Genomic DNA, 20,536 nt, shown 5'->3' with positions numbered 1-20,536 from the left:
CTTATGGAGCCAAACGCTTGGTAGACCATTGGCCATCCACCAAATCATAAACAATTCGGTCATGTAAACGGCTAGGTCTTCCTTGCCAAAATTCGATTCTCACAGGAGTCAACAAATAACCTCCCCAAAATTCAGGTCGTGGGATGTCATTCTGATTTTCAAATTTGTCTTGAACCTCATCTACACGATCTTCAAGGAAAGCACGATTTGGAATTTCCTGACTTTGTGGAGAAGCCCAGGCCCCTATTCGACTACCATAAGGTCTTTCGTTAAAATAAGCATCGGATACCTCGTCTGGTACTCTAGTAATGCTTCCCTTGATTCGTACTTGTCGCTCCTGTGACTTCCAGTGAAAAGTCATAGAAGCGTAAGGATGTTTTTCAAGCTGCTTGGCTTTGTTGCTCGTATAGTTGGTATAAAAAGTAAATCCATCTTCGGCATAGAACTTCAACAGCACAATCCGCCCCTCAGGAATTTGATCTTCACCCAAGGTAGAAAGCGTCAGTACGTTAGCTTCTTCTCCGTCCGACTTCATAGCATCTTTAAACCAATCTTCAAATTGCATCATTGGGTCTGAGTGTACACTTTCTTTGGTCAGGGAATCCTTTCCATAATCCTTTCTCATCCCGGGTAAAAATTCTTTAGCCATGCTTACTGTTATTAATTCTTGCGTCTGTTACAAATATCACTAAATGTTAGACTTTACATGATAGATTTTAGACTTTAGATGTTAAACTTGAAACTTTAGACTTTAAACTTATTTCACTATCTTAAAATATGCAGTTACGAGTTCCCTTATGCTACGACAGTTCGCCCGAATGGGTTGAAGCTGTAATGAATGATTTCGATTCTTTTTTACAAGACCATGCCGACTGCGAACGCAAGGCCTCTTCGATGGCCATGAGCTTCGTTGCCAAGTTTCCAGATCGACTAGAAATCCTTCCTGAACTCATTGATACAGCCGTAGAAGAATTAGAGCATTTCCGCTCTGTTTATGAAATCATGCAGGAAAGAGGCATACAGCTTAATCATGAAATTCAAGAAGACAAATATGTCAAACAATTGATTCAGAGCTGCAGAAGCGGAAGAGAAGAACGATTCATGGATCGGCTTTTATTGGCCTCTATAGTAGAAAATCGAGGAGCGGAACGATTCAGATTGGTTTATGAAAATTTACCACAAGGAAAACTCAAGGAGTTTTATCAAGACCTTTGGGCTTCAGAGGCCAAGCACGGCGAAGTGTTCGTAAAAATGGCCTTGATCTATTTTGATGAAGACGACGTATATAAACGACTTAAAGAAATGAATGAGATCGAAGGCAAAATCATGGAAGCCATGCCTTTATCTCCAAGATTACACTAAGCATATAGCCTATGGATTACTTTCATTCAAAACAAAAATTCAATCCCCAAAAAGGAGACGTACTCATTTCCGAACCTTATCTCCCCGATCCGAATTTTGAAAGGACGGTAGTACTCATCTGCGAGCACGACGAGAATGGCACATTTGGGTATGTATTGAATAAGGCATCCAATGCCACGTTTGAAGAAGTAATCGATCAGGTAACAGATTTTAAAGAGAAACTATTTATTGGCGGGCCGGTGCAGCAAGATACTTTGCACTTTATCCATCGAGCACCAGATCTGATGCCAGAAGGCAAAGCTGTAGGCGGAGGCATCTATTGGGGGGGCGACTACGACAAGCTGCTCTCCATGATCGACCTCAAACAAATTAATCCGCTAGACTTTCGCTTCTTTCTGGGTTATTCTGGGTGGGCTGCTGGGCAACTAGAAGAAGAATTAGAAGCAAAGTCTTGGATCGTATGTAAGGGTATCTCTGCGCAACGTGTTTTTGATATAGACGAACGCCTATTATGGAAGGATGTATTGGAAAGTTTGGGCGGCAAGTTTAAAATGTTTGCGAACTACCCAGCGGATCCCAATATGAACTAATGCCACAAAAATTGCATAAATTGCATGGTGTAGAGAAAAAGTATTATGACTAACGAGAATGAAATGACTGGATCAACAGATGAAAAATCGACGAATCCGGGGGCTGTTCAGGAAAACCCTGAATTAACAAATGAGAATGATAACAATCTTGATTCCACCTCCGATTCTAATGAAACCAAAGTACCACAAGCTGAAGTAGCGGATGAGGTACCGAGTACAACGGAAGCTTCTGCACAAGAAGAAATCCCTGTGGTAGAACAAGCTAATGAGGAACCCTCAGCTGCGACCGAAGAAAAGGAATCAGTAGCGGAATCCCCTCAACCCGAATCGAAAGAAGAACCTACTACTCCAAGTGATGAAGGTAAGACAGCTGATACACCAGCTGAACCCGCTGCACAAAACAATGCTGCTTCAGAAGCCAAAGAAGAGGAGGAAGTCGAAGAAGAGATAGACTACTCTACTTTCACCAAAGAAGACTTAACAACTGCCTTGGCTGATTTATCTAGTCAAGACGACGGATTCAAAAAAGGTAAGAAGATCAGTGATATCAAAAAGGCGTACGATGAAATATTCCAGGCCGAAAGAGCTGAAGCCCTAAAGAAGTTTGAGGCGGATGGTGGTTCTAAAGACGACTTCCAGTACAAGCTGGACGAGTTCTCCATTAAGTTTGAAGCCTATTTCAAAATTCTCCGTGAGAAGAAATCTAAAAACGCAAAAGAGCAGGAAAAGCAAAAAGAGCGAAACCTAGAACTGAAAAATGCACTGCTCGAAAAACTGAGAGCATTTGTAGATGATGATGAAAACACCTCCAGTATCAATGCATTAAAAAAAATGCAGGAGGAATGGAAGGCCATTGGCCCAGTACATCATCAGCACAATAGAACCCTCTGGGCAAATTACAATGCCCTGATGGATCGATATTACGATCACAGAAGCATCTACTTCGAACTCAAAGAATTAGACAGAAAGAAAAATCTTGAAGCCAAGTTAGAGCTTTGTAAACAGGCTGAATCTCTGGATGCACTTGAAAATCTGAACGAAGCTATCAAAAGACTGAATGAGCTTCACGAAGAATACAAACATATTGGTCCTATTCCTAAGGAGGTTCAGGAAGAAACCTGGCAGCGATTTAAAGCCGCTTCTGACTTGGTCTATGCTAAACGTAAAGACTACGTATCTCATCTCAAAGAAGAACTGGGAGAGAACTTTGAGAAGAAAACTAAAATCGCTGAGAAGATTGCCGAATACGCCAACTTCTCTTCTGACAACATTGGCGAGTGGAATTCAAAAACTAAAGAGTTACTAGCGATTCAAAAAGAATGGGAAGCAGTTGGTGCCATGCCAAAAGACCAGGCCAAAGCAGTTAACAAAAAGTTTTGGGGAGACTTCAAATCATTCTTCCACAATAAATCCGCCTTCTTCAAAACATTAGACTCGCAGCGAGAAGACAATCTCAAGAAGAAACAAGAATTGGTGGACAAGGCCATTGAATTGCAATCAAGCGAAGATTGGAATGAAACAGCCAATGCCTATAAAGCACTGCAACGAGAATGGAAAGAAGTTGGTCCTGTGCCAGGCAAAGAAAGAGAGAAGATCTATAAGAAATTCAAGGCAGCGTGTGATGAGTTCTTCAACAAGAAGCGAGGTCATAACAAAGAAATGGAGTCTTCTTACGATGAAAACCTCAAGAAGAAAGAAGATATCTGCGGTTCATTAGAAGCATTAGTGGGTGCAGAAGACTTACACCCCGAGCAAGTATACGAACTGCAAGATGCATTCAATTCTATTGGCTTTGTCCCTAAAAAGGCTATTAAGTCTATTCAAAATAGATATCAGGATGCGCTGAACAAAATCATTGCACAGGCCAAAGATTTTGATGAAGAAGAACTGGCAGAATTGAAATCTCTGGTTAGAATCAACAAGATCAAATCTGGTCCTCATGGTGATCACAAACTGCAACGAAAGGAGCACTCCATCAAAAGGAAGATTCAGAATCTGGAGAAGGATGTATCTACCTGGAAGAATAATTTAAGTTTCTTTGCTTCATCGAAAACAGCCAATGAAATGCTGAAAGATTTTGAAGAAAAAATCAAAAAAGCAGAAGCTGAGTTAGAAGAACTGAAAGAAGAATTAAAGTTGATTACTTACGCGGAACATTGATAATCAATGGCTTAAAAAAAACTTTAAAATTAAATTATTGAGAAACTTGCAGAAGAAAAATTCTGCTTTACTTTTGCACTCGCAATTAGCCAAAAGGGCTAGTTAAATTTAAAATTTTATTGCCTTCCATCGCTTAGTTGCGGTTCAACAATTCGACCAGAGCAACTAACTTGGAATCTCTTCTTAAGAAGAGAAGACCGCAAAATATTTTGCCTCCATAGCTCAGTTGGCCAGAGCAACTGACTTGTAATCAGTAGGTCGTTGGTTCGAATCCGACTGGGGGCTCTTAGTTAGAATTAAAGCCTTGTAAATCAATGATTTGCAAGGCTTTTTCTTTTTAGGTCATGATATGAGTCACGTAATTATTGGACTTTATTAGACTTTGACTCAAAAAATCAATTTTCTATATTAGTCAAAACGTCTATACAAAATGACTATCATAGAAGCAGGGAAAAGAAGCTTAATCAAAATATTTGAATTCACGGATGAATTCAATCAATTCCACAAAAGTTCAAGAGGACTTAATAAACTATTTTCATCAAAAGAAAGGTTCATAGAAATATCAGAAAGGCCACTAATACTGAATATCAATAAACGCACGAGTCTAACTCAAAAAATACTACGCAGTTATGATATTTCAATTGTTGAACAACGAAAAAAGGAATATTCGCGGGAAGTCAACTTCTACAAGGAAGAAATTCATGGTCCCAGAACATACAACCCTACACCAAGACAAATAGAATACCTCGAATTTCAAAAAAATGAAATTCAAAAATTGATAGACCTATGCGAGCAGAGAATCACAAACTTAAAAATTCCAATATTATCAAATATTCTGAGAGTTGATTCAAATGATTATTTCAATTGCCTCAAAAATGGAGTGCTAATTAAAAATGACGGGACATGGAATAAATCTCTCCTCGCAACAATAGCTTACTACACCAAATTTAAAAACTGGATTGAAATACCATATGATAAAGATCAATTAGCCGAGATTTATTACAAACATTTCTTTATTGAAAAAGAAAATCAACGATTTCAAATCTTCAAGCGTAGAAAATTTGATGAATTCACATCTGAAGAAATTGAAAATATGGAGCTTATATTCGCTCCACTATTACAAGCCAAACTTTTGTAATAGTTTGTAACAATTTAGCACTTTCAAGTTTCTACTATTGGCAAGTAATTAATCGCAATTAAAGCCAATTAGTATGAACTTAATTAACAAACAAATTCTAGAAGCAGTTGACACCAAACCTCTTCAAGAATTTCCTTTCAAATCTTTAAAGCAAACCTTAGAGCTTTTGGACTGCTCAAAATTTTACCTATACAAACTAATTCGAAAAGGTATTCTTCACCCTTACTATTTAGAAAAGAACGAATTGGATAAACCTACAGGGAAGCCGTACTTCAAGCAATCGGAAATAGCTCAAGTTTTCTTTAGAGCCAGCAAATAAAAAAACCACTGCTCTAACAGTGGCTCCTTTGATTCCTTGTACAGAGTCAAAGGTACGATCAATTAACCATTTTTCAAACCTTAACAATCAATTGCTTTGAACAAGAATAAAGCATTCAAATCTCTATTCTATAGAGTTGAACAACACCTAAAAGGCAAATATGATTTCAGATTCAATCTCATATCAATGCGCATAGAATTAAAGCCAAGGTCAGTCAATAGTTGGCAACCCCTAAACGAAAATAACCTATACCGAGAATTGCAGCACGAAGGAATCAATTTCTCAATTCCGAATCTGATAGCCTTAATGAAATCGGATTTTGTGCGGTCTTACGATCCGTTTGTGCAATATTTTGAAAGCCTAACAGAATGGGACGGTAAAGATCACATTGATCATTTTGCCTCATTTATTCATGCTTCTGATAAAGAAAGGTTCAGGTGTCATTTTAAGAAAATGCTTGTAAGAGTTGTTGCCTGTGCCCTGAATCCAAAAGTCTTCAATAAGCAAGCATTGATATTAGTGCAATGTGAACAAAACAGTGGTAAATCTACACTTTCCAGATTTCTTGCACCGCCTGAATTATCAGAATATGTGGCTGAGAATATTGCAACAGATAAAGATAGTCTGATCAGTCTATGCGAAAATTTTATCATCATCCTTGACGAGTTGGCAACCATGTCAAAGTTAGAAGTCAATGCATTGAAAAGCATATTTAGCAAAGACAAGGTAAAAGTAAGAAGACCCTATGAACGAAAAGCTGAAATGATAACCCGGAGAGCTTCATTCATTGGCTCAACAAACAATCTTGAATTTCTAAATGATGAAACTGGGTCGGTTCGTTGGCTTTGCTTCGAGATCATTAAAATAGATTGGAATTATTCTAAAGAGGTAGTCATAAACAAGGTTTGGTCTCAGGCCTATTCCTTGTATCAATCTGGCTTCAAATATGAACTGACCACCGAAGAGATCATTGAAAATGATCAAATCAATAAAAAACATCAAGTAAATACTTCTGAGCTCGAGTTGATTCAGCAATATCTCAAACCTGGTTCAAAAGAGCAACACGACGAATTTTGGAATGCTACTCAGGTCATGAATTACTTGACTGCCAAAACCGAAAGAGCAATTCCCTTAAAACTAATCTTGGTGGGCAAAGCTCTCGCCATCCTCGGTTTTTCAAGAGAACAAAAATGGAACGGTACATATCAAATAAAGGGATATTATCTGTCTTACTTACTTACCAATTCTGCTCATGAATAGAGTAGCAAACTTCTTAACAAGTTTCGAGGCTATAGTCCTTGGCATGCTAGTTTTTACGAGCTACAGACTTATAGAATTATACAGTTTATTTGGCAGATACCTTCCGTTGAATGATACCATAAAAGTGCCTGCTTCTATATTGGTATCTGTAATTTTATCTACATCCTTATTGGTTTTTGGTTGTCACATAGAGCGGTTCAAAATTTCCAAATATGGAACTGGTAATTGGATAAGTCGCCTACTTCTAACAACCAATCTTGTATTGGGGTTTTTCTTTTGGACAGCATATAGCGATGATGGAGCTGATGATATATTTCAGTCCGTTCTTACTCTATCGTTCAAGAATGTAATCGTTGTTCTGTTCTCTATCATTGATTACTCCTATTGTCACTTATTTATAAGCCTCTATAGTGAAAGGAAAATAGTAGCAGATCTTCAGCAATCCATCAGCCAATTAGAAACTAAGGAGAGCGAACTCCAACAGCGCATCAGCAAAGGTTCAGCAACGCTGAGCCAAATCATAGCTAGGGACGATCCAAAGGTCTGCCCTAGGTGCTCAAAAGAATTCGAAAATATCAATCAACGTAATGGACATATTAGATCCTGCAAAGAATCAATTAAACCTTTAATATCTCAAATATGAATTGCTACGAAATAAATCAGGCAGATCCGGTAACCATCTTATTAGCTCTTGGGATCAATTATGTAACTCATCATGGTAATGAATACACTTATTTTGCTTTCGACAGAAAAGAGACAAAGCCTTCATTATGCATCAATATTGAAAAGAAGCTTTGGCATGATCATGGAACTGGCCAAGGCGGAAAGCTAGTTGACTTGCTTATGCAGATATATAAAACCGACTCAGTTTCAGTAATGCTCAGTCGATTCAATCAGCAGTTCCAAACGCTCGATTTTTCCTTTAGCCAGCTAAAAGAAAAAGGCAAGAATCAAGCAGTTGGAAAAAGTAAACTCATTATGCTTTCAGTCCAAGAACTCAAGTCTTATGATCTTATAAAATACCTGAGCTCAAGGGGAATTTCAAAACGTTCTTGGGGACCATATATTGAAGAAATGAAGTATATGATTGGAAATAAAAATGGATATGGAATTGCATTTAAAAATGACTCTGGAGGTTACGAGGTAAGAACTGAAAAATTACAATTCTGTTTAGGTAAAAAGGATATCACCACACTGATGAAAGATCCTAACGAGCTCTTAATATTCGAAGGATTCATTGACTTTCTATCTCTGATTGAACTCAACAAATATGAAAATCAAAGTGTGATAGTATTGAATTCAACAACAAATACATCCAAGGGAATTAACAAAATCATGAGTCGATTTATGGGCGCGAAAGTGGATATCTATATGGATAATGACAATGCTGGACTAATAGCATTTCAGTCCATTCAAAAAGAAATTCCTCAGGCTGTCAGTCAATCAAATTTATATGCAAAGGTGAATGATTTGAATGACCTGTTGACAGCAAAAGGATTAAAAAAACAGTCATCTAAAAAGTTATCAATGTAGGTTGAAAAGAGCTGACTGCAATGAACCACCACAACAAAGCCCGCGCTTTATTCTGATGGTTAGCCAGATGGGTTTTCACCATCCCAAAACTACGTTTTTGGATAGTTCAACAATCTGGTTTTGCTCATTTAAGATTCGCAAAAATGGGACGACCCAAAAAATCCATACGGAAAGAAAAGAAGATTACAGTGAGCTGTACTCGTATGGATTTTATACTGCTCAAAAACGCCGCACAAAAGACTAGTCTTTCCTTGAGTGAGTTTCTATTGAACAGCGGATTGGGTCATCCGATTGAAGCCAAATTCAGCAACGAAGAAGTTGTGTTATTTCGCAAACTGGCAAATATGTCAAATAGCCTAAACCAAATCGCCAGGCGATTAAATAATGGAGAGACTCTAAAAATCAGATGTCTTAATGACTTAGAGAAAGTCACTCAAATTTTAAAAGAATTCAAATGATTGGAAAGGCGATTATAGGGAAGTCATTCGGGGGTTGTATTAGGTATTGTCTGAATCCAAAGAAGGGTGCAGAAATACTTGACCAACATGGCTTATTTGGCTTAAATCCGAAAGATATTATTCATCAGTTCGATGTGATTAGAAGTCAGAAGCCAGGCTTAAAAAGTCCTGTCTGGCACACCCCAATTTCATTCGCTCATTCTGATAAAGTTGACGATCAATTGATGATCAGAATTGCAAAGGACTATCTCACTGAAATGAACCTTCAAGACAATCAATATTTAATCGTGAAGCATAAGGACACCAAACATGAACACATGCATATTGTCATTAACAGAATTGGGTTTGCAGGCGATGTAGCACGAGATTGGAAATGCAGATATAAAACCAAATTGGCGATGCAAAAACTAGAAAAGAAATATCAGCTCGTCATCGCTGAACAACAGGGAAATAAAAGAAAAGAGGCTATTGCTAATCAAATTGAAAAAGGGCTTGCCAATAAAGAATCAGTGGATCAAATATTTAATAGAATTGAGAAACTTGGCTTCAAAATCAAATACAACAAGACGAGCACAGGCAATATCCGAGGCGTGAGTTTTATTGATCAAGAAAAAGGAATTTGTTTTAAGTCTAGTGCCATCAATAGGGATTATACCTATTCCAAGTTGGTGCAAGCCGCTCAAAAAATACAATCATTTAAAACCAAAAAACTAACCTTATGAACAACGATAAAATTCTTATTATTCTGGAGCAATTGGTCAAGGGAATTGATGAGCTGAAAGTCAAATTGGACTCAGATAAGCCAGAGCCTCAAACTAATGACATCTCCAATGAGCTAAAGCGTTTTGATGGATTGGAGGAGTATCAAACACTCATCAATCAAAACTTGATCAAACTAGGTCAAAGGTTTCGAGGGCTGGAAGAAGAAGTGAATATGTGGGAGCCTATCAACAATACGCTGCACCATCATGAGCATGTTTTCTTTCCAGGCATACTTGCTTGGCTTGATGGATTTAAGAGATGGGTAATCAATTTGATATTGATAGGACTTCTGCTGATTTCCTTAGCACTTAATGTAGAATGGCATGATAAAATGACCCAGTATAAAATTGGTCATTTAAAGTACTACCTCGTCAATGAGCTAGGTATGAAAGTCGAAAAATTAGAAGACTACTATACCAAAGACCCTGAAACGCTATTGTATTTTTCCGATTCAGTCATGCAGAGAAACGAAGAAAAAGCCAGAATACATCAGCAGATAGAATCCCTCAAAAAAAAGGAACGAGAACTAAATGATAGATAAAATTAGGCTTTTGACTTGAAACGAAAATCCACGCCGTAAGCCGTCCCGATAACCATCGGGACTAATTAGCCAGCTCACATCCCAAGATTTTCTAATTCAGGACAAACCACTCCGTTAGCCAGGAGCTCATCCATAATTTATGTTTCATCAAATCATATTGACATGGAAAGTTCCTCTTTTAAAACTTACAAAAAAGTAGTTGCAGAAATTCAAGCGACTTACAACCCTAAGAATCAGGCGCAAGCCATTAAAGTCTCTTCGTCACAAGCCGTCAATCAATATATTAGAAAGGTCTATCCTGTAGATATAGAAATGCGTGAGGCGTTCATGTGTTTGTATCTCAATAGAGCCAACAATGTTCAAGGTTTTGCTGTTATCTCCATAGGTGGACTTAGCGGAACCGTGGCCGATCCCAAAACAATATTTCAACATGCTCTTCTATGCAATGCTGCACATATCATTATGATTCACAATCATCCCAGTGGAAATACACAGCCGAGCCAGCAAGACATCAATCTTACCAGGAAGGTAAAATCAGTCGGCGAAGCAATGGATCTGCCTGTACTTGATCATGTTATATTAACTAAGGAAAGCTTTTTCAGTTTTGCCGATGAATGCCTTCTATGAGGGCATTTGATCATTTTTGATGTACTTCATATCGTTTAGCTGAACAATCACTGGTTGTTTTAGTCTTAACGCCTTGCCTACTATTATTGCATGCCTTTCTTCTAATGTAGGCAATGTATTAGAATAATCTGATCCAATATAGTTCTCCAAAAACTGTTTTCCCGTATCATCAAAAACACGAAGGGCAAAAATAGTATTACACTGATTTAAAATACTTTTACTAATATTTGCTGTTCTTTGTGTTATTACGAGACTACCCAATCCATATTTTCGTCCTTGTAATATTATTTTGGCAGTTCCATTAGCAGCGGCCTTATCCCCTTCATTTGCAACCGAATTCCATTCTGGAACCAAGGAATGAGCTTCTTCAAACACCAACAATACATTTGCCTTTTTTCCTCCATTTGGTTTGAAATGCATTAGAACCTTCAATATCTCTTCTGCAATTACTCTTGTTTTTTCAGCAGGACTTAATGGCGGTGTTAACACGTGAATTCCCATTTTTTCTCCTTTTGAAACCTTATGATAGTCAGGATTGTATATTCTTACTCTCTTATCTTTAGAAATAACATACTCTGAGGGTATGTCAGCATTACCAAATAAAAATGTTAATACGTCTTGTCTTATTGCCTTTTTATAATCATTGATATTACCACTCCTTTCAGGAATTAATTTGGCGTAATTTCCCGTACCTACTGTTTCTATATACTCGTAATTTGCATCTATTTCACTGAATATATTTTCGGTGTCACTCACAATTTCATTTTTGGGTATGTAAGAAGGGAGTTTTTCATCTAAGCTGTATTCATTTGTAATATCAATGCAGATAATTTTTAAATCCTCGATTTCATTTCTCGATTTTTGTAGAAGTTCAAATGTGAGACATGACTTGCCAATGCCCAAAATTCCAAGAATAGCTGTATTATGAGTTACGAGTTCATTAATATTCTTGATTGGAATTTGATAGTTTGAACCAGGTAATCTACCAATTGCATTATCTGCAATATCTTTTAACTCTTTTTCCTCCAAGTCCGATTCTAAGTGATTAAAAACAGGAGCATACATCTCTGGCATCCAAGAAACTACATTCAACTCTTTATCTGGTAAGTTGTAATAGCCTAGCTTTCTTGCTACACCAATAGTGAATCCATATTTATCTTGGTTTTCTAGGTTTTCTTCGAAGGTCAACCCGTCAATCACTTGAAACAAGGTATTCTGAGTATTAATATTAACTGATAAAATAGATCCTTCAGATATTTTATTTATGTCATTTTTATTTAGCAAATGAAATCTCAATGAATTTAAATTGGTTCCCCTTTCCACAAATCCGCAAAATTTATCTCTGTTTAAATAGAAGTAATTCTTACTTACAACTTCCTTCAATTCTGGTGGCAATTCTTCTATGGTGTTTATAAAATATGCTTCATTGACTTGATAGAACAATGAATTCGAGCTTGCCAAAAAGTAGGATGGTGAAGGTATTTTTAATTGGTAACCTTTTTCATCTGTTAGCAAATAAATACTGATCCATTTTTTATTGATCAGTTGACGAACATTGATGATTATGCCTATGGCTCTTGACCCTCTTGTATTTTCAATGGCAACTAATCTACCATTTTTCACATTTCCCGTTCCCGAACTGTCAATTTCGACCTTATAAAGTAAGGGGTTTTCACAGCCAATTGCCTTACCAAGAGAAAATTTCAATTCTTTATTTACAGTTCTAAACTTGGTAACGAATTCGACAAATTTTCCAATTATGTCAAAAAAGATAAGGCAAATCCAAAATGCAAGTAGGACGATAAAGCCGGTTAAATCCTGAGGTTTTCCTAACGCTAAATATGAGTAGATTGAAGAGAGATAAATTAACGAAAATAGCACTTTACTACTTCCAATGTTCACAACATACCAATACGAATTAACAGAAAGCCACTTGTAGAATGGCTTTTCTGATGCTTTGATACTGATGGAAACAAGGGTAAGTATTAAAACGGACATTGAAATTCCCAAAACCAAACCATATCCAAATAAAGAAGATTTGTTGTTTAGACTAATTAATGCAATGATTACTGCCATTGAATTCGTTAGCGAGTCTGTAGGTTTAGTGAAATAGGGCTCTGCAACATACTTACCAAGAATAATTAGTAATGCTCCTGAATAGAACCAGATACTGCGATCAGTTGCAACTTCAAAAGCTAAGGAGTTCAAATTTCCACCTAGAAGAATAAAAATTGCAGATAGAATTACTAGATATAATATCGATACTATTATTCTTTGGGGTTGGGTTAGGGATACTTTCATCTTTATTGCTCAACAATTTTAATTTCCTCTTCATTCAACCTGTACAGCTCATACACCATCCGATCTATCTCCTTATCCGTTTTATCTATCTCTGATTTGAGTGCCTGTGCTTCTGCTTTCTTGGTTTCGAAAAACTCCATCCAATCCATTTCATCAGCCTTTGTAAGTTTTTCGGAACCAGACTTTTTAATGGCTTTATTTAGTTCAGAGATAAACTCATCAAAATCTAATTCGTGCCAATTTTGAATTTTAGATGATATCTTATCTAAAGTAAAAGTTGATTTTAGATATTTCGAAAATTTAATTAATGATGCAAAAAATGTGTTAGTTTGTTTGTGTCTACGGTCTGAGAGTTCGGACAAAGTAGTTTCAGTTTTTTTGTCCATTTTCGGGACCGGAAATTTTTCGAGTGTATTTACATTAAGTTTTGGAAAGGCTGCTCTGTTAAGATTAATGTTCTTTTTTTTAAAAAATGTAGCACATATCTTATGTAATACAAATACCGACAATGCTTTTACATTAACTTCCGAAGACTTAGGTAGTAAGTTAAATATGTCTGTATTGTTGATGAGCATATGCTCCTCTGTATAATAGCCATCAATCGATTTTTTTGATAAAATTCTATTTATCAAAACCCTTGGGCCTTGAAAAATGGAAGGATTTCTTGGAGCCGCTAAATTTGATCCATACTTAATAAATCCACCGTCACCATTCTGATAATATCTTTGCACATTTCTAGCAGTAATTAGACTTAAGTAGCTATCATCCAGCTTGCTTTTTGAATGATAAATTTTGTCATTCATCATTTCTCTAGTTTGTTCTGGTTTGCCTTTCCCTAATTCATAAGGTTGCATTCCTTTTTTAAATATGAAAAAGTCACTCAATGTCTTTTCACCTTTGAGTTCAAACTTTTCATTAAATGATATTAATGTATCAGAATTAACTGATTTAAAGGGGTTAACCCCATCAAAAGACCATAGTTGACCATCGATGGCATTAAGTCGAGCATCAATAGTGCTTAGTTTATAGTCTATGGACCGGAGTTTGGTCATTTTCGGAAACTTAGAACTAAAGGTTCTACGTCCAGTTATGATGACTGTATCAACAGTTGCGTCTTCGAAAACTTGATACGTATTCAAAACTTCGATACATTCATTTACTAAAAACACAGACTTTCTCAGCAACGAGTCATATTTAGTAGACAGCCAATAATTTGGAATGATCACCGAGTACAACGAGTTATTGTCGAGAACGGAAAATATTTTCTCAATAAAAATCGAATACGTGTTTATTTGATACTCTGATGTCTTATAATTAGAATAAATGTATTCTTTTTCAATATCGTTTAGAGAATGAGATTGAACATATGGTGGATTTCCAATAACAACATCAAATCCACCCTTCTCAAACACTTCAGGGAATTCTTCTTGCCAATTAAAAGCCTTGTCACCTGCCACTTTTGGATTATTAATAAGGGAATTACCACATTTGATATTACTACTTAATACCGTGAGCTTCCTGCGTGGTTGTGCTGTTCGCAACCAAAGAGAGAGCTTAGCGATTTCAACTGATTCCTCATTTAAGTCTACACCGTAGATGTTGTTTTCTAGAATGGTATTTTCTATATCTTGAAAAACTATAGAACCGCCCAATAAACTAGCGTTTAGTTCATCAATGTACCTATGTTCTTTGATTAGAAAATCTAAAGCTTGATTTAAGAATGCACCTGATCCACAAGCAGGATCGAGTATCGTCAGCGATAGCAACCACTCACGGTAGGTTTCCAATTGATCTTGAAGCTCTTTGAGCTTTTTAGCTGTACGCCCTTTGCGGCTTTTCAAATACTCTGCTTCTTCTACACCAAGTTCAGCTTTCTTTTCTGTACACTTCTTACCAATGGTATTGTCAACAATGTACTTGGTGATGTACTTGGGTGTATAAAAGACACCGTCTTTCTTTCGTTTAGTTGTTTGCTTGTCAAATGCTACTCCTTCGATTTCTGCATTTACACTTTCGATCTCATTTAGAGAATTCTCAAATATATGGCCTAGAATATTTACGTCAATTTGACTGTCAAAATTATAATGTGATAATTCATGGGTATGTTTATATAACAGTTCATCATCAATTATGACACTATTTAGAACTCCATCAGGTTTAAACAGGCCTCCATTGTATGCAAATATTTCTTTTCTGGAAGTGGTGCCTTGTCTTCCTATATCCAAATAATTGAAATAAGATTTAAACATTTCATATAATGGTCGTTCATCTCCAAAATCCACATCAGCCTTCCATTTATTTAGAATTTGAACCGTGGAATTAGGTGGTAGTAACCCTCTATCTTCACCAAAGAATATAAAGAGAAATCTATCAATCAATTTTTGTGATTTTTTAAATAGCGCCAGCTTGATATTCTTATTTGCCCTCTCCTGATCTCCCTTATTAAGTTCAGCCCTAAAGACCTCGTTTTTCATGTTCTTTTTAACAAGGTCACGATACAATTCTCTTTTGAAGAGAGAATACGCGGTATAGAATTTTTTGGTAATAATTTCCTCTTCACGAATTGAAGACTCTTTTATTTCAAGAGGCACGTTTCCAAAAACATTCACCTCATACAGGCACAAGAATAATAACTCAAACCGTTCTTGAGTTAAATCAAACAAGTTAAATTCTTCATATTCAACGGCATTATTTACATAAAACCGAAGCTTTTCGAAGTTGGAAGTAATTACATATATGCAGGCTGACTGGTTAGCTTTATAATCAAATGCTTGTAGCCTGATACTTTCAAGATCCTTTGTCTTTGTTCCCTTTAGTTCAATGACTGCTATTGCCTGACCATTCTTTAAAATTGCTCCATCAGCCTTCTTGGCACCTTTCTCATTTTTGAATTCTGTGGTAAGATTATAATTAGGTTCCGGGTTCAATTTATAGCCCAAAACATTACCAAATAATTCTTTTAGAAAGCCAGCTTGAAATTGCTCTTCTTTACTTTCTCTAATATTTTGTTGAATAGTCGGGTTATGGAAAAACTTAACGAATTTTTTATATGCCTTTGCAGCTATCTCTTTGTCTTGAGCTTTAAGATACTTTTGAAGTACTGAAGTTTGAAATAGGCCCATTAAATCAGTGGAGTTTAGAGTCAATTAATTCTTTAGCATCTACCTTTAGTATATCAGCTATTTGAAAAAGAATTTCCAATTTAGGTTGTCTTCTGTTTTGAACGTATCCATTTACCATATTATAACTTTTATCTAGCTTCTCAGCTAACCATGTTTGCTTAATGTTTTTCTCTTCAAGTACTTCTTTTATTCTGTTCATCATGCTGCTATTTGATGAGCGTACAAATTAGCGTATTCTTATACTATATCATAAAATGATATACAATTTTCAATTATTATTATCTTAATAATAATTGGTTCTATGAAACAATAAGGCCATATTAGTAATTAGAGAATAATGTCTTCTTCGAATGTTTATCGTTAATTTTTGCCAATAACAATACTTCGAATCACCTAACCTTCAAAATTAATATGCTATCAGACAATCCAATTAGTAGAAAAGAAGACGATAAATTTCAGCGTTATCCTTTTGCTGAAAGGGTGTCTAGAATTATTTCAGAATACCAACCAAATGACTCTTTAACTATTGGTCTGTATGGAAAATGGGGAGAAGGTAAATCAACTGTAATCAATTTTGTAGAGCACAATTTACGATCCTCTGAAAACCTAATTACTGTAAAATTCAATCCCTGGTTATTTTCCTCAGAACAGCAGCTATTGCAGTCCTTTTTTGAAATATTAGCACAAGCACTTAAAAAGTCCTTGAAAAGCAAAAATGAAAAATTAGTCACTCTTATAAACCAATACGCTGACTTACTGGAAACTTTAGGAGCAATAACAGGAGTACCACATTCTAAAAGTATTTTGAGTGTTTTCAAAAGTATATTCCCTAAAAAAACAATAGAGGAAGTAAAGGCGAAAGTTGATCAACTACTTCAAAAATCATCCATGAAAATTGTCATTTTCATGGATGATATCGATAGACTCAAAATCTCTGAAATACAAGATATTTTCCGCCTAGTAAAGCTCACAGCAGATTTCAAAAATACCTTATATGTTCTAGCCTTCGATGATGATTTGGTAGCTAAATCTTTAGACAGTCAATATGCAAAAGGTGGACATGAGTTTCTTGAAAAAATTATTCAAGTGCCTCTCAATATACCCTTAGCTCGAAAGTCTCAATTAAAAAACTATACTTTAAATGCCTTAAATAACATTTTGGATCACAACCATGTTTCACCCTCAGATGATGAGGGGTATAGGTTTATTCAATTTTTCGATAAGTATTTACTTCCCTATATTGACACTCCTAGAATATCAATTCGACTTTCGAATTCATTGATTTTTTTACTTCCACTTTTAAAGAATGAAGTAAACACTGTTGATTTAATTCTCATGGAGTGCATTAAGTCACTTGCTCCTGCATTGTACAATGATATAAGGGAGAATGGCAATATTTTAATTAAAAAATATGATAGCAATAGTCAATATGGATATAGCCGTGTAGAGGAAGAAAAAAATCAAGCAAAACATAAAATTGAATCCCTTGGGACAGTCAATTGCTTTGAAAATGATCATATAATAAAAATTCTAAAAGAACTTTTTCCCCAGACTAAGTCAATATTTGAGACAAACTACATAAACGATCATGACAGGAAAGAATGGTATGAACAAATGAGAATATGCTCACCGCGCCATTTTGATAGATATTTCAGTTTTTCCGTATCCTCAGATGATATATCAGAAGTCAAATATAAAAATCTTATCGAGGAGCTAAGCTCAAAAGACTTTCGGAATGATCAAGTTCACCTCAGACAATTGTTTTCAGATTTAAACATTGACGAACTAGTTTTAAAATTTCAATTTTTAGAGGATCAAATTGACCCAAATCAAACAAACTTGATATGCCAAAACCTAGCTCAATTAGGTGATCTTTTCCCAAATGAGAGAGGCTTCTTTATTTATGGGATCTATACCCAAATGGCAGCGTATTTAGGTAGGCTCACCGAAAAAAATGAGCACGAATCCAGGATAGATCTGGCCAAAAAGATTTTAGAAAAAGCACAACCCATTGATTTCGGATGGGAGATTTGGAGGTATCTCCAAGTTCGAGAAAAGTCACCAACTGTGACTGCCCTGAGCGAGATCGAAAAAATAGAACTTGGTTTAATTATTCTAGATAGGACAAAAAAGAAATATGATACTCAAAGTTTATTTGAAGAAATTGGTGAAACCAATCTAATGCATTTACTGATATTTTGGGGTAAACAAAACTACTCTGAAACATCTAAAACTATAGGAAATTTCATTGAGGAAGGATCAAGTAACTTCATGAAGTTACTTGACATTTTCAGCACCACCATTACTAGTTCAAATCATCCAGAACCTTACAAAGCTGGTTTTGGTCAGAGTTATTATGATTCACTGAGACAAGTCATTGATTTATCTAAAATGTACAAATTGTCTATTCAATATTTTGGCAATCAAAATCCTCCGATAAACATGACAGATAGAGATCCAATTTCACAGGAAGAGTTAATTGGATGGTTTCAGATGATATACAGAAAGAATAGTGGCAATACATAATAAATAGCATTAATTCACTTAACCTGAGAATTACTCAAATTGCGATTCCATGAATTTGGAATTATTAAATATATTCATAATTTTACTTTTAAGTGAAATTATATAATTTCGCGACACAATTAACAGAATGAATTGTAGACTTGTAAAACTTTCAAAATTTAGCGGAACTAATGCCTCAATCTATTCTGTTATAGAAAATAACGAAAGCAAAACTTTATTCGATAATTTTATTAATGAGAATAAAGATTCATTTTTAAGTGAATTAAAAAATATTGCAAAACGTTTACATACTATTGGAAATATTGGTGCAAGAGAACAATTTTTCAAACACAAAGAAGGTGTTCCAGGAGATGGTGTATGTGCACTTTATGATGAACCAAACAGCAACTTAAGACTTTACTGCATAAGATATGGCACACAAATTATTGTACTAGGTAGCGGTGGTTATAAACCAAAAAACATAAGAGCTTTACAAGAGGATCAAAAACTAGAGGATTCAAATTATCAATTAAGATGGTTATCTAAAGAGATAACTGAAAAAATCAGGGACAAAGAAATAACTTTCTCCGAGGATGGCCTTGATTTTATTGGTGACCTAGAATTTAACGACTATGAAAAGTAAAAAACAGGACGAAATTGAATTGTACAACAGTGATTTGTTTGACGAATTGCTTGATTCTATCTCTCCAATCGAATCCAAAAAAATTGAATACAAAATGGCTTTGGCTGCAAAATTAGACGATGCAATTAAAGCAAAAGGATGGAGAAAGAAAGACCTTCTTCAGGCCTTAGGAAAAGAAAATCCATCCATAATTACAAAATGGCTTAGTGGCACACACAACTTTACAACAGACACTTTGATTGAATTAGGAGAAGTATTAGACACCAATTTCTTAAATATTGATCTTAAAATCAAGCCTCCAACTATAACCTACAGAATTGAAGTTAGCCAAGAATATTCTTACCCTACTCCTGATAATTTTTATTATGGGACATTAAACGAAAGAAATACTATTATCCGAGAGTTCTTTTCAAACACTGAACCTGTCGAGGCATGACACAGAAAAAAGACAAATTCAAATTTCAATTGAAGAAAGTAGAATTACTTGAATCTACTTTAGTCACACCAACAAAAAATTTAGAGAAAGAGGTGATTTTTAACTTTGACTTAAAACTTGAACATAAATTCAGCACTGAGTCTAAGATTGGAATAATCGTATGTACTGTAGATACTTTTCTGGAATCAAAAGAAGATAACTTAGGAAACATCAAAGCAAGTTGCATCTTTGACTTACCTGAATTAGAACAGTATTTCGACCCCGAAACTAAAAAAGGAAATCTACCAGATCAACTAGCATTACTACTTAATTCAGTAACCATTTCAACTACTAGAGGGATTATGTTTTCCGAGTATAGAGGAACATTCCTTCATAATGCAATTCTCCCGATTGTTGACCCTAGTCAATTCAAAGTAGGCTAGCTAAATATTCCAAACTCATAAACAAGATTTATGGACAGCCAATTATACCTAAAAATGAAGTCGGAAATGGATGCTTTCTTTGCCCCTTGGCAAGAAGCCTCGCAAAGCTTGGCAAATCATCTTATTATACCATTTTTCCTAATAGCACTTGGAATTATGTTATTTAGACACTGGAAAGAGTATGGCAAGCTCGGTATTAATTATGTGGAATTAGGCAGAATGTCCCTTATTGCATTCCTTACTTACACCTACAACACATGGATGAGTAAGGTGATTGATTTTCATGACCATCTCTTAATATCAAGCTACTCATTTTTTAAATAACCCTGTATTTATCAATTCTCACTCAATATAGAT

Annotated in this window: 21 protein-coding genes and 1 tRNA gene; 18 read left to right on the top strand and 4 right to left on the bottom strand. The window is 35.6% G+C overall.

What is annotated here, in order from left to right:
* Position 1: 1 nt before the first annotated feature.
* A complete protein-coding gene (gene pdxH, locus ACO6S2_RS10990; protein ID WP_422358598.1) occupies positions 2 to 649 on the bottom strand; it encodes a pyridoxamine 5'-phosphate oxidase in 648 nt (215 codons plus the stop codon).
* A 128-nt stretch (positions 650 to 777) separates the two neighbouring features.
* Here pdxH and ACO6S2_RS10985 point away from each other — a divergent pair, with 128 nt between their 5' ends.
* From ACO6S2_RS10985 to ACO6S2_RS10925, 13 genes are all read left to right on the top strand, one after another.
* Positions 778 to 1,362 (top strand): tRNA-(ms[2]io[6]A)-hydroxylase, encoded by a 585-nt coding sequence (locus tag ACO6S2_RS10985; protein ID WP_422358597.1) that lies wholly within the window; start codon positions 778 to 780, stop codon positions 1,360 to 1,362.
* A gap of 11 nt (positions 1,363 to 1,373) precedes the next feature.
* On the top strand, positions 1,374 to 1,952 hold the full coding sequence (locus tag ACO6S2_RS10980) for a YqgE/AlgH family protein (protein WP_422358596.1): 579 nt from the start codon (positions 1,374 to 1,376) through the stop codon (positions 1,950 to 1,952).
* A 45-nt stretch (positions 1,953 to 1,997) separates the two neighbouring features.
* A complete protein-coding gene (locus ACO6S2_RS10975; protein WP_422358595.1) occupies positions 1,998 to 4,112 on the top strand; it encodes a DUF349 domain-containing protein in 2,115 nt (704 codons plus the stop codon).
* Between the two features lie 211 nt (positions 4,113 to 4,323).
* A tRNA-Thr gene (locus ACO6S2_RS10970) sits at positions 4,324 to 4,397 on the top strand.
* 145 nt (positions 4,398 to 4,542) lie between these two features.
* On the top strand, positions 4,543 to 5,250 hold the full coding sequence (locus ACO6S2_RS10965; protein ID WP_422358594.1) for a hypothetical protein: 708 nt from the start codon (positions 4,543 to 4,545) through the stop codon (positions 5,248 to 5,250).
* A gap of 73 nt (positions 5,251 to 5,323) precedes the next feature.
* Positions 5,324 to 5,569: a hypothetical protein gene (locus tag ACO6S2_RS10960; protein WP_422358593.1), complete on the top strand. Its 246-nt coding sequence runs from the start codon at positions 5,324 to 5,326 to the stop codon at positions 5,567 to 5,569.
* A 186-nt stretch (positions 5,570 to 5,755) separates the two neighbouring features.
* Positions 5,756 to 6,829 carry a VapE domain-containing protein gene (locus tag ACO6S2_RS10955; protein WP_422358592.1) on the top strand — a complete coding sequence of 358 codons (1,074 nt, stop codon included), beginning with the start codon at positions 5,756 to 5,758 and terminating at the stop codon, positions 6,827 to 6,829.
* Entirely contained in the window at positions 6,822 to 7,472 is a 651-nt protein-coding gene (locus ACO6S2_RS10950; protein ID WP_422358591.1) for a hypothetical protein, read from the top strand. The genes ACO6S2_RS10955 and ACO6S2_RS10950 overlap by 8 nt, the downstream gene beginning before the upstream one ends.
* Positions 7,469 to 8,362, top strand: a complete 894-nt coding sequence (locus ACO6S2_RS10945) for a toprim domain-containing protein (RefSeq protein ID WP_422358590.1) — start codon at positions 7,469 to 7,471, stop codon at positions 8,360 to 8,362. The genes ACO6S2_RS10950 and ACO6S2_RS10945 overlap by 4 nt, the downstream gene beginning before the upstream one ends.
* A gap of 143 nt (positions 8,363 to 8,505) precedes the next feature.
* On the top strand, positions 8,506 to 8,820 hold the full coding sequence (locus tag ACO6S2_RS10940) for a plasmid mobilization protein (protein ID WP_422358589.1): 315 nt from the start codon (positions 8,506 to 8,508) through the stop codon (positions 8,818 to 8,820).
* Positions 8,817 to 9,542 (top strand): relaxase/mobilization nuclease domain-containing protein, encoded by a 726-nt coding sequence (locus tag ACO6S2_RS10935; protein ID WP_422358588.1) that lies wholly within the window; start codon positions 8,817 to 8,819, stop codon positions 9,540 to 9,542. Before ACO6S2_RS10940 ends, ACO6S2_RS10935 begins: the two co-directional genes overlap by 4 nt.
* Complete coding sequence (locus ACO6S2_RS10930; RefSeq protein WP_422358587.1) at positions 9,539 to 10,123, top strand: hypothetical protein; 585 nt, start codon at positions 9,539 to 9,541, stop codon at positions 10,121 to 10,123. The genes ACO6S2_RS10935 and ACO6S2_RS10930 overlap by 4 nt, the downstream gene beginning before the upstream one ends.
* Before the next feature lie 162 nt (positions 10,124 to 10,285).
* Positions 10,286 to 10,750, top strand: coding sequence for a JAB domain-containing protein (locus tag ACO6S2_RS10925; protein WP_422358586.1), 465 nt, complete (start codon positions 10,286 to 10,288; stop codon positions 10,748 to 10,750).
* Here ACO6S2_RS10925 and ACO6S2_RS10920 read toward each other — a convergent pair.
* The 3 genes from ACO6S2_RS10920 to ACO6S2_RS10910 are packed head-to-tail and all read right to left on the bottom strand — an operon-like array spanning position 10,745 to position 16,372.
* On the bottom strand, positions 10,745 to 13,051 hold the full coding sequence (locus ACO6S2_RS10920) for an ATP-binding protein (protein WP_422358585.1): 2,307 nt from the start codon (positions 13,049 to 13,051) through the stop codon (positions 10,745 to 10,747). The genes ACO6S2_RS10925 and ACO6S2_RS10920 overlap by 6 nt on opposite strands.
* 2 nt (positions 13,052 to 13,053) lie before the next feature.
* Positions 13,054 to 16,173 carry an Eco57I restriction-modification methylase domain-containing protein gene (locus tag ACO6S2_RS10915; protein WP_422358584.1) on the bottom strand — a complete coding sequence of 1,040 codons (3,120 nt, stop codon included), beginning with the start codon at positions 16,171 to 16,173 and terminating at the stop codon, positions 13,054 to 13,056.
* 4 nt (positions 16,174 to 16,177) lie between these two features.
* A complete protein-coding gene (locus ACO6S2_RS10910) occupies positions 16,178 to 16,372 on the bottom strand; it encodes a helix-turn-helix domain-containing protein (RefSeq protein WP_422362442.1) in 195 nt (64 codons plus the stop codon).
* 212 nt (positions 16,373 to 16,584) lie between these two features.
* On the opposite strand from ACO6S2_RS10910, the gene ACO6S2_RS10905 reads away from it, so the two are divergent.
* The 5 genes from ACO6S2_RS10905 to ACO6S2_RS10885 all read left to right on the top strand — a co-directional run bounded on the left by ACO6S2_RS10905 (position 16,585) and on the right by ACO6S2_RS10885 (position 20,503).
* The gene (locus tag ACO6S2_RS10905; RefSeq protein WP_422358583.1) at positions 16,585 to 18,699 is read left to right on the top strand and encodes a KAP family P-loop NTPase fold protein; all 2,115 of its coding nucleotides are present in this window, start codon (positions 16,585 to 16,587) and stop codon (positions 18,697 to 18,699) included.
* A 127-nt stretch (positions 18,700 to 18,826) separates the two neighbouring features.
* A complete protein-coding gene (locus ACO6S2_RS10900; protein WP_422358582.1) occupies positions 18,827 to 19,321 on the top strand; it encodes a hypothetical protein in 495 nt (164 codons plus the stop codon).
* On the top strand, positions 19,311 to 19,757 hold the full coding sequence (locus ACO6S2_RS10895) for a hypothetical protein (RefSeq protein WP_422358581.1): 447 nt from the start codon (positions 19,311 to 19,313) through the stop codon (positions 19,755 to 19,757). The genes ACO6S2_RS10900 and ACO6S2_RS10895 overlap by 11 nt, the downstream gene beginning before the upstream one ends.
* Positions 19,754 to 20,179 carry a hypothetical protein gene (locus ACO6S2_RS10890; protein WP_422358580.1) on the top strand — a complete coding sequence of 142 codons (426 nt, stop codon included), beginning with the start codon at positions 19,754 to 19,756 and terminating at the stop codon, positions 20,177 to 20,179. The genes ACO6S2_RS10895 and ACO6S2_RS10890 overlap by 4 nt, the downstream gene beginning before the upstream one ends.
* Before the next feature lie 30 nt (positions 20,180 to 20,209).
* Complete coding sequence (locus tag ACO6S2_RS10885; RefSeq protein ID WP_422358579.1) at positions 20,210 to 20,503, top strand: hypothetical protein; 294 nt, start codon at positions 20,210 to 20,212, stop codon at positions 20,501 to 20,503.
* Positions 20,504 to 20,536 lie beyond the last annotated feature (33 nt).

Source organism: Reichenbachiella sp. (assembly GCF_965233835.1).
Taxonomy (GTDB): domain Bacteria; phylum Bacteroidota; class Bacteroidia; order Cytophagales; family Cyclobacteriaceae; genus Reichenbachiella.
This window is presented reverse-complemented; position numbering and strand designations above follow the sequence as displayed.

Excerpts from the sequence above, each read along its gene's own strand:
- ACO6S2_RS10980 (WP_422358596.1), top strand. The coding sequence starts at position 1,374 with ATGGATTACTTTCATTCAAAACAAAAATTCAATCCCCAAAAAGGAGAC.
- ACO6S2_RS10920 (WP_422358585.1), bottom strand. The coding sequence starts at position 13,051 with ATGAAAGTATCCCTAACCCAACCCCAAAGAATAATAGTATCGATATTA.
- ACO6S2_RS10945 (WP_422358590.1), top strand. The coding sequence starts at position 7,469 with ATGAATTGCTACGAAATAAATCAGGCAGATCCGGTAACCATCTTATTA.
- pdxH (WP_422358598.1), bottom strand. The coding sequence starts at position 649 with ATGGCTAAAGAATTTTTACCCGGGATGAGAAAGGATTATGGAAAGGAT.
- ACO6S2_RS10985 (WP_422358597.1), top strand. The coding sequence starts at position 778 with ATGCAGTTACGAGTTCCCTTATGCTACGACAGTTCGCCCGAATGGGTT.
- ACO6S2_RS10940 (WP_422358589.1), top strand. The coding sequence starts at position 8,506 with ATGGGACGACCCAAAAAATCCATACGGAAAGAAAAGAAGATTACAGTG.
- ACO6S2_RS10950 (WP_422358591.1), top strand. The coding sequence starts at position 6,822 with ATGAATAGAGTAGCAAACTTCTTAACAAGTTTCGAGGCTATAGTCCTT.
- ACO6S2_RS10910 (WP_422362442.1), bottom strand. The coding sequence starts at position 16,372 with ATGAACAGAATAAAAGAAGTACTTGAAGAGAAAAACATTAAGCAAACA.
- ACO6S2_RS10930 (WP_422358587.1), top strand. The coding sequence starts at position 9,539 with ATGAACAACGATAAAATTCTTATTATTCTGGAGCAATTGGTCAAGGGA.
- ACO6S2_RS10975 (WP_422358595.1), top strand. The coding sequence starts at position 1,998 with ATGACTAACGAGAATGAAATGACTGGATCAACAGATGAAAAATCGACG.
- ACO6S2_RS10890 (WP_422358580.1), top strand. The coding sequence starts at position 19,754 with ATGACACAGAAAAAAGACAAATTCAAATTTCAATTGAAGAAAGTAGAA.
- ACO6S2_RS10895 (WP_422358581.1), top strand. The coding sequence starts at position 19,311 with ATGAAAAGTAAAAAACAGGACGAAATTGAATTGTACAACAGTGATTTG.
- ACO6S2_RS10900 (WP_422358582.1), top strand. The coding sequence starts at position 18,827 with ATGAATTGTAGACTTGTAAAACTTTCAAAATTTAGCGGAACTAATGCC.
- ACO6S2_RS10935 (WP_422358588.1), top strand. The coding sequence starts at position 8,817 with ATGATTGGAAAGGCGATTATAGGGAAGTCATTCGGGGGTTGTATTAGG.
- ACO6S2_RS10960 (WP_422358593.1), top strand. The coding sequence starts at position 5,324 with ATGAACTTAATTAACAAACAAATTCTAGAAGCAGTTGACACCAAACCT.
- ACO6S2_RS10885 (WP_422358579.1), top strand. The coding sequence starts at position 20,210 with ATGGACAGCCAATTATACCTAAAAATGAAGTCGGAAATGGATGCTTTC.
- ACO6S2_RS10915 (WP_422358584.1), bottom strand. The coding sequence starts at position 16,173 with ATGGGCCTATTTCAAACTTCAGTACTTCAAAAGTATCTTAAAGCTCAA.
- ACO6S2_RS10955 (WP_422358592.1), top strand. The coding sequence starts at position 5,756 with ATGCGCATAGAATTAAAGCCAAGGTCAGTCAATAGTTGGCAACCCCTA.
- ACO6S2_RS10905 (WP_422358583.1), top strand. The coding sequence starts at position 16,585 with ATGCTATCAGACAATCCAATTAGTAGAAAAGAAGACGATAAATTTCAG.
- ACO6S2_RS10925 (WP_422358586.1), top strand. The coding sequence starts at position 10,286 with ATGGAAAGTTCCTCTTTTAAAACTTACAAAAAAGTAGTTGCAGAAATT.
- ACO6S2_RS10965 (WP_422358594.1), top strand. The coding sequence starts at position 4,543 with ATGACTATCATAGAAGCAGGGAAAAGAAGCTTAATCAAAATATTTGAA.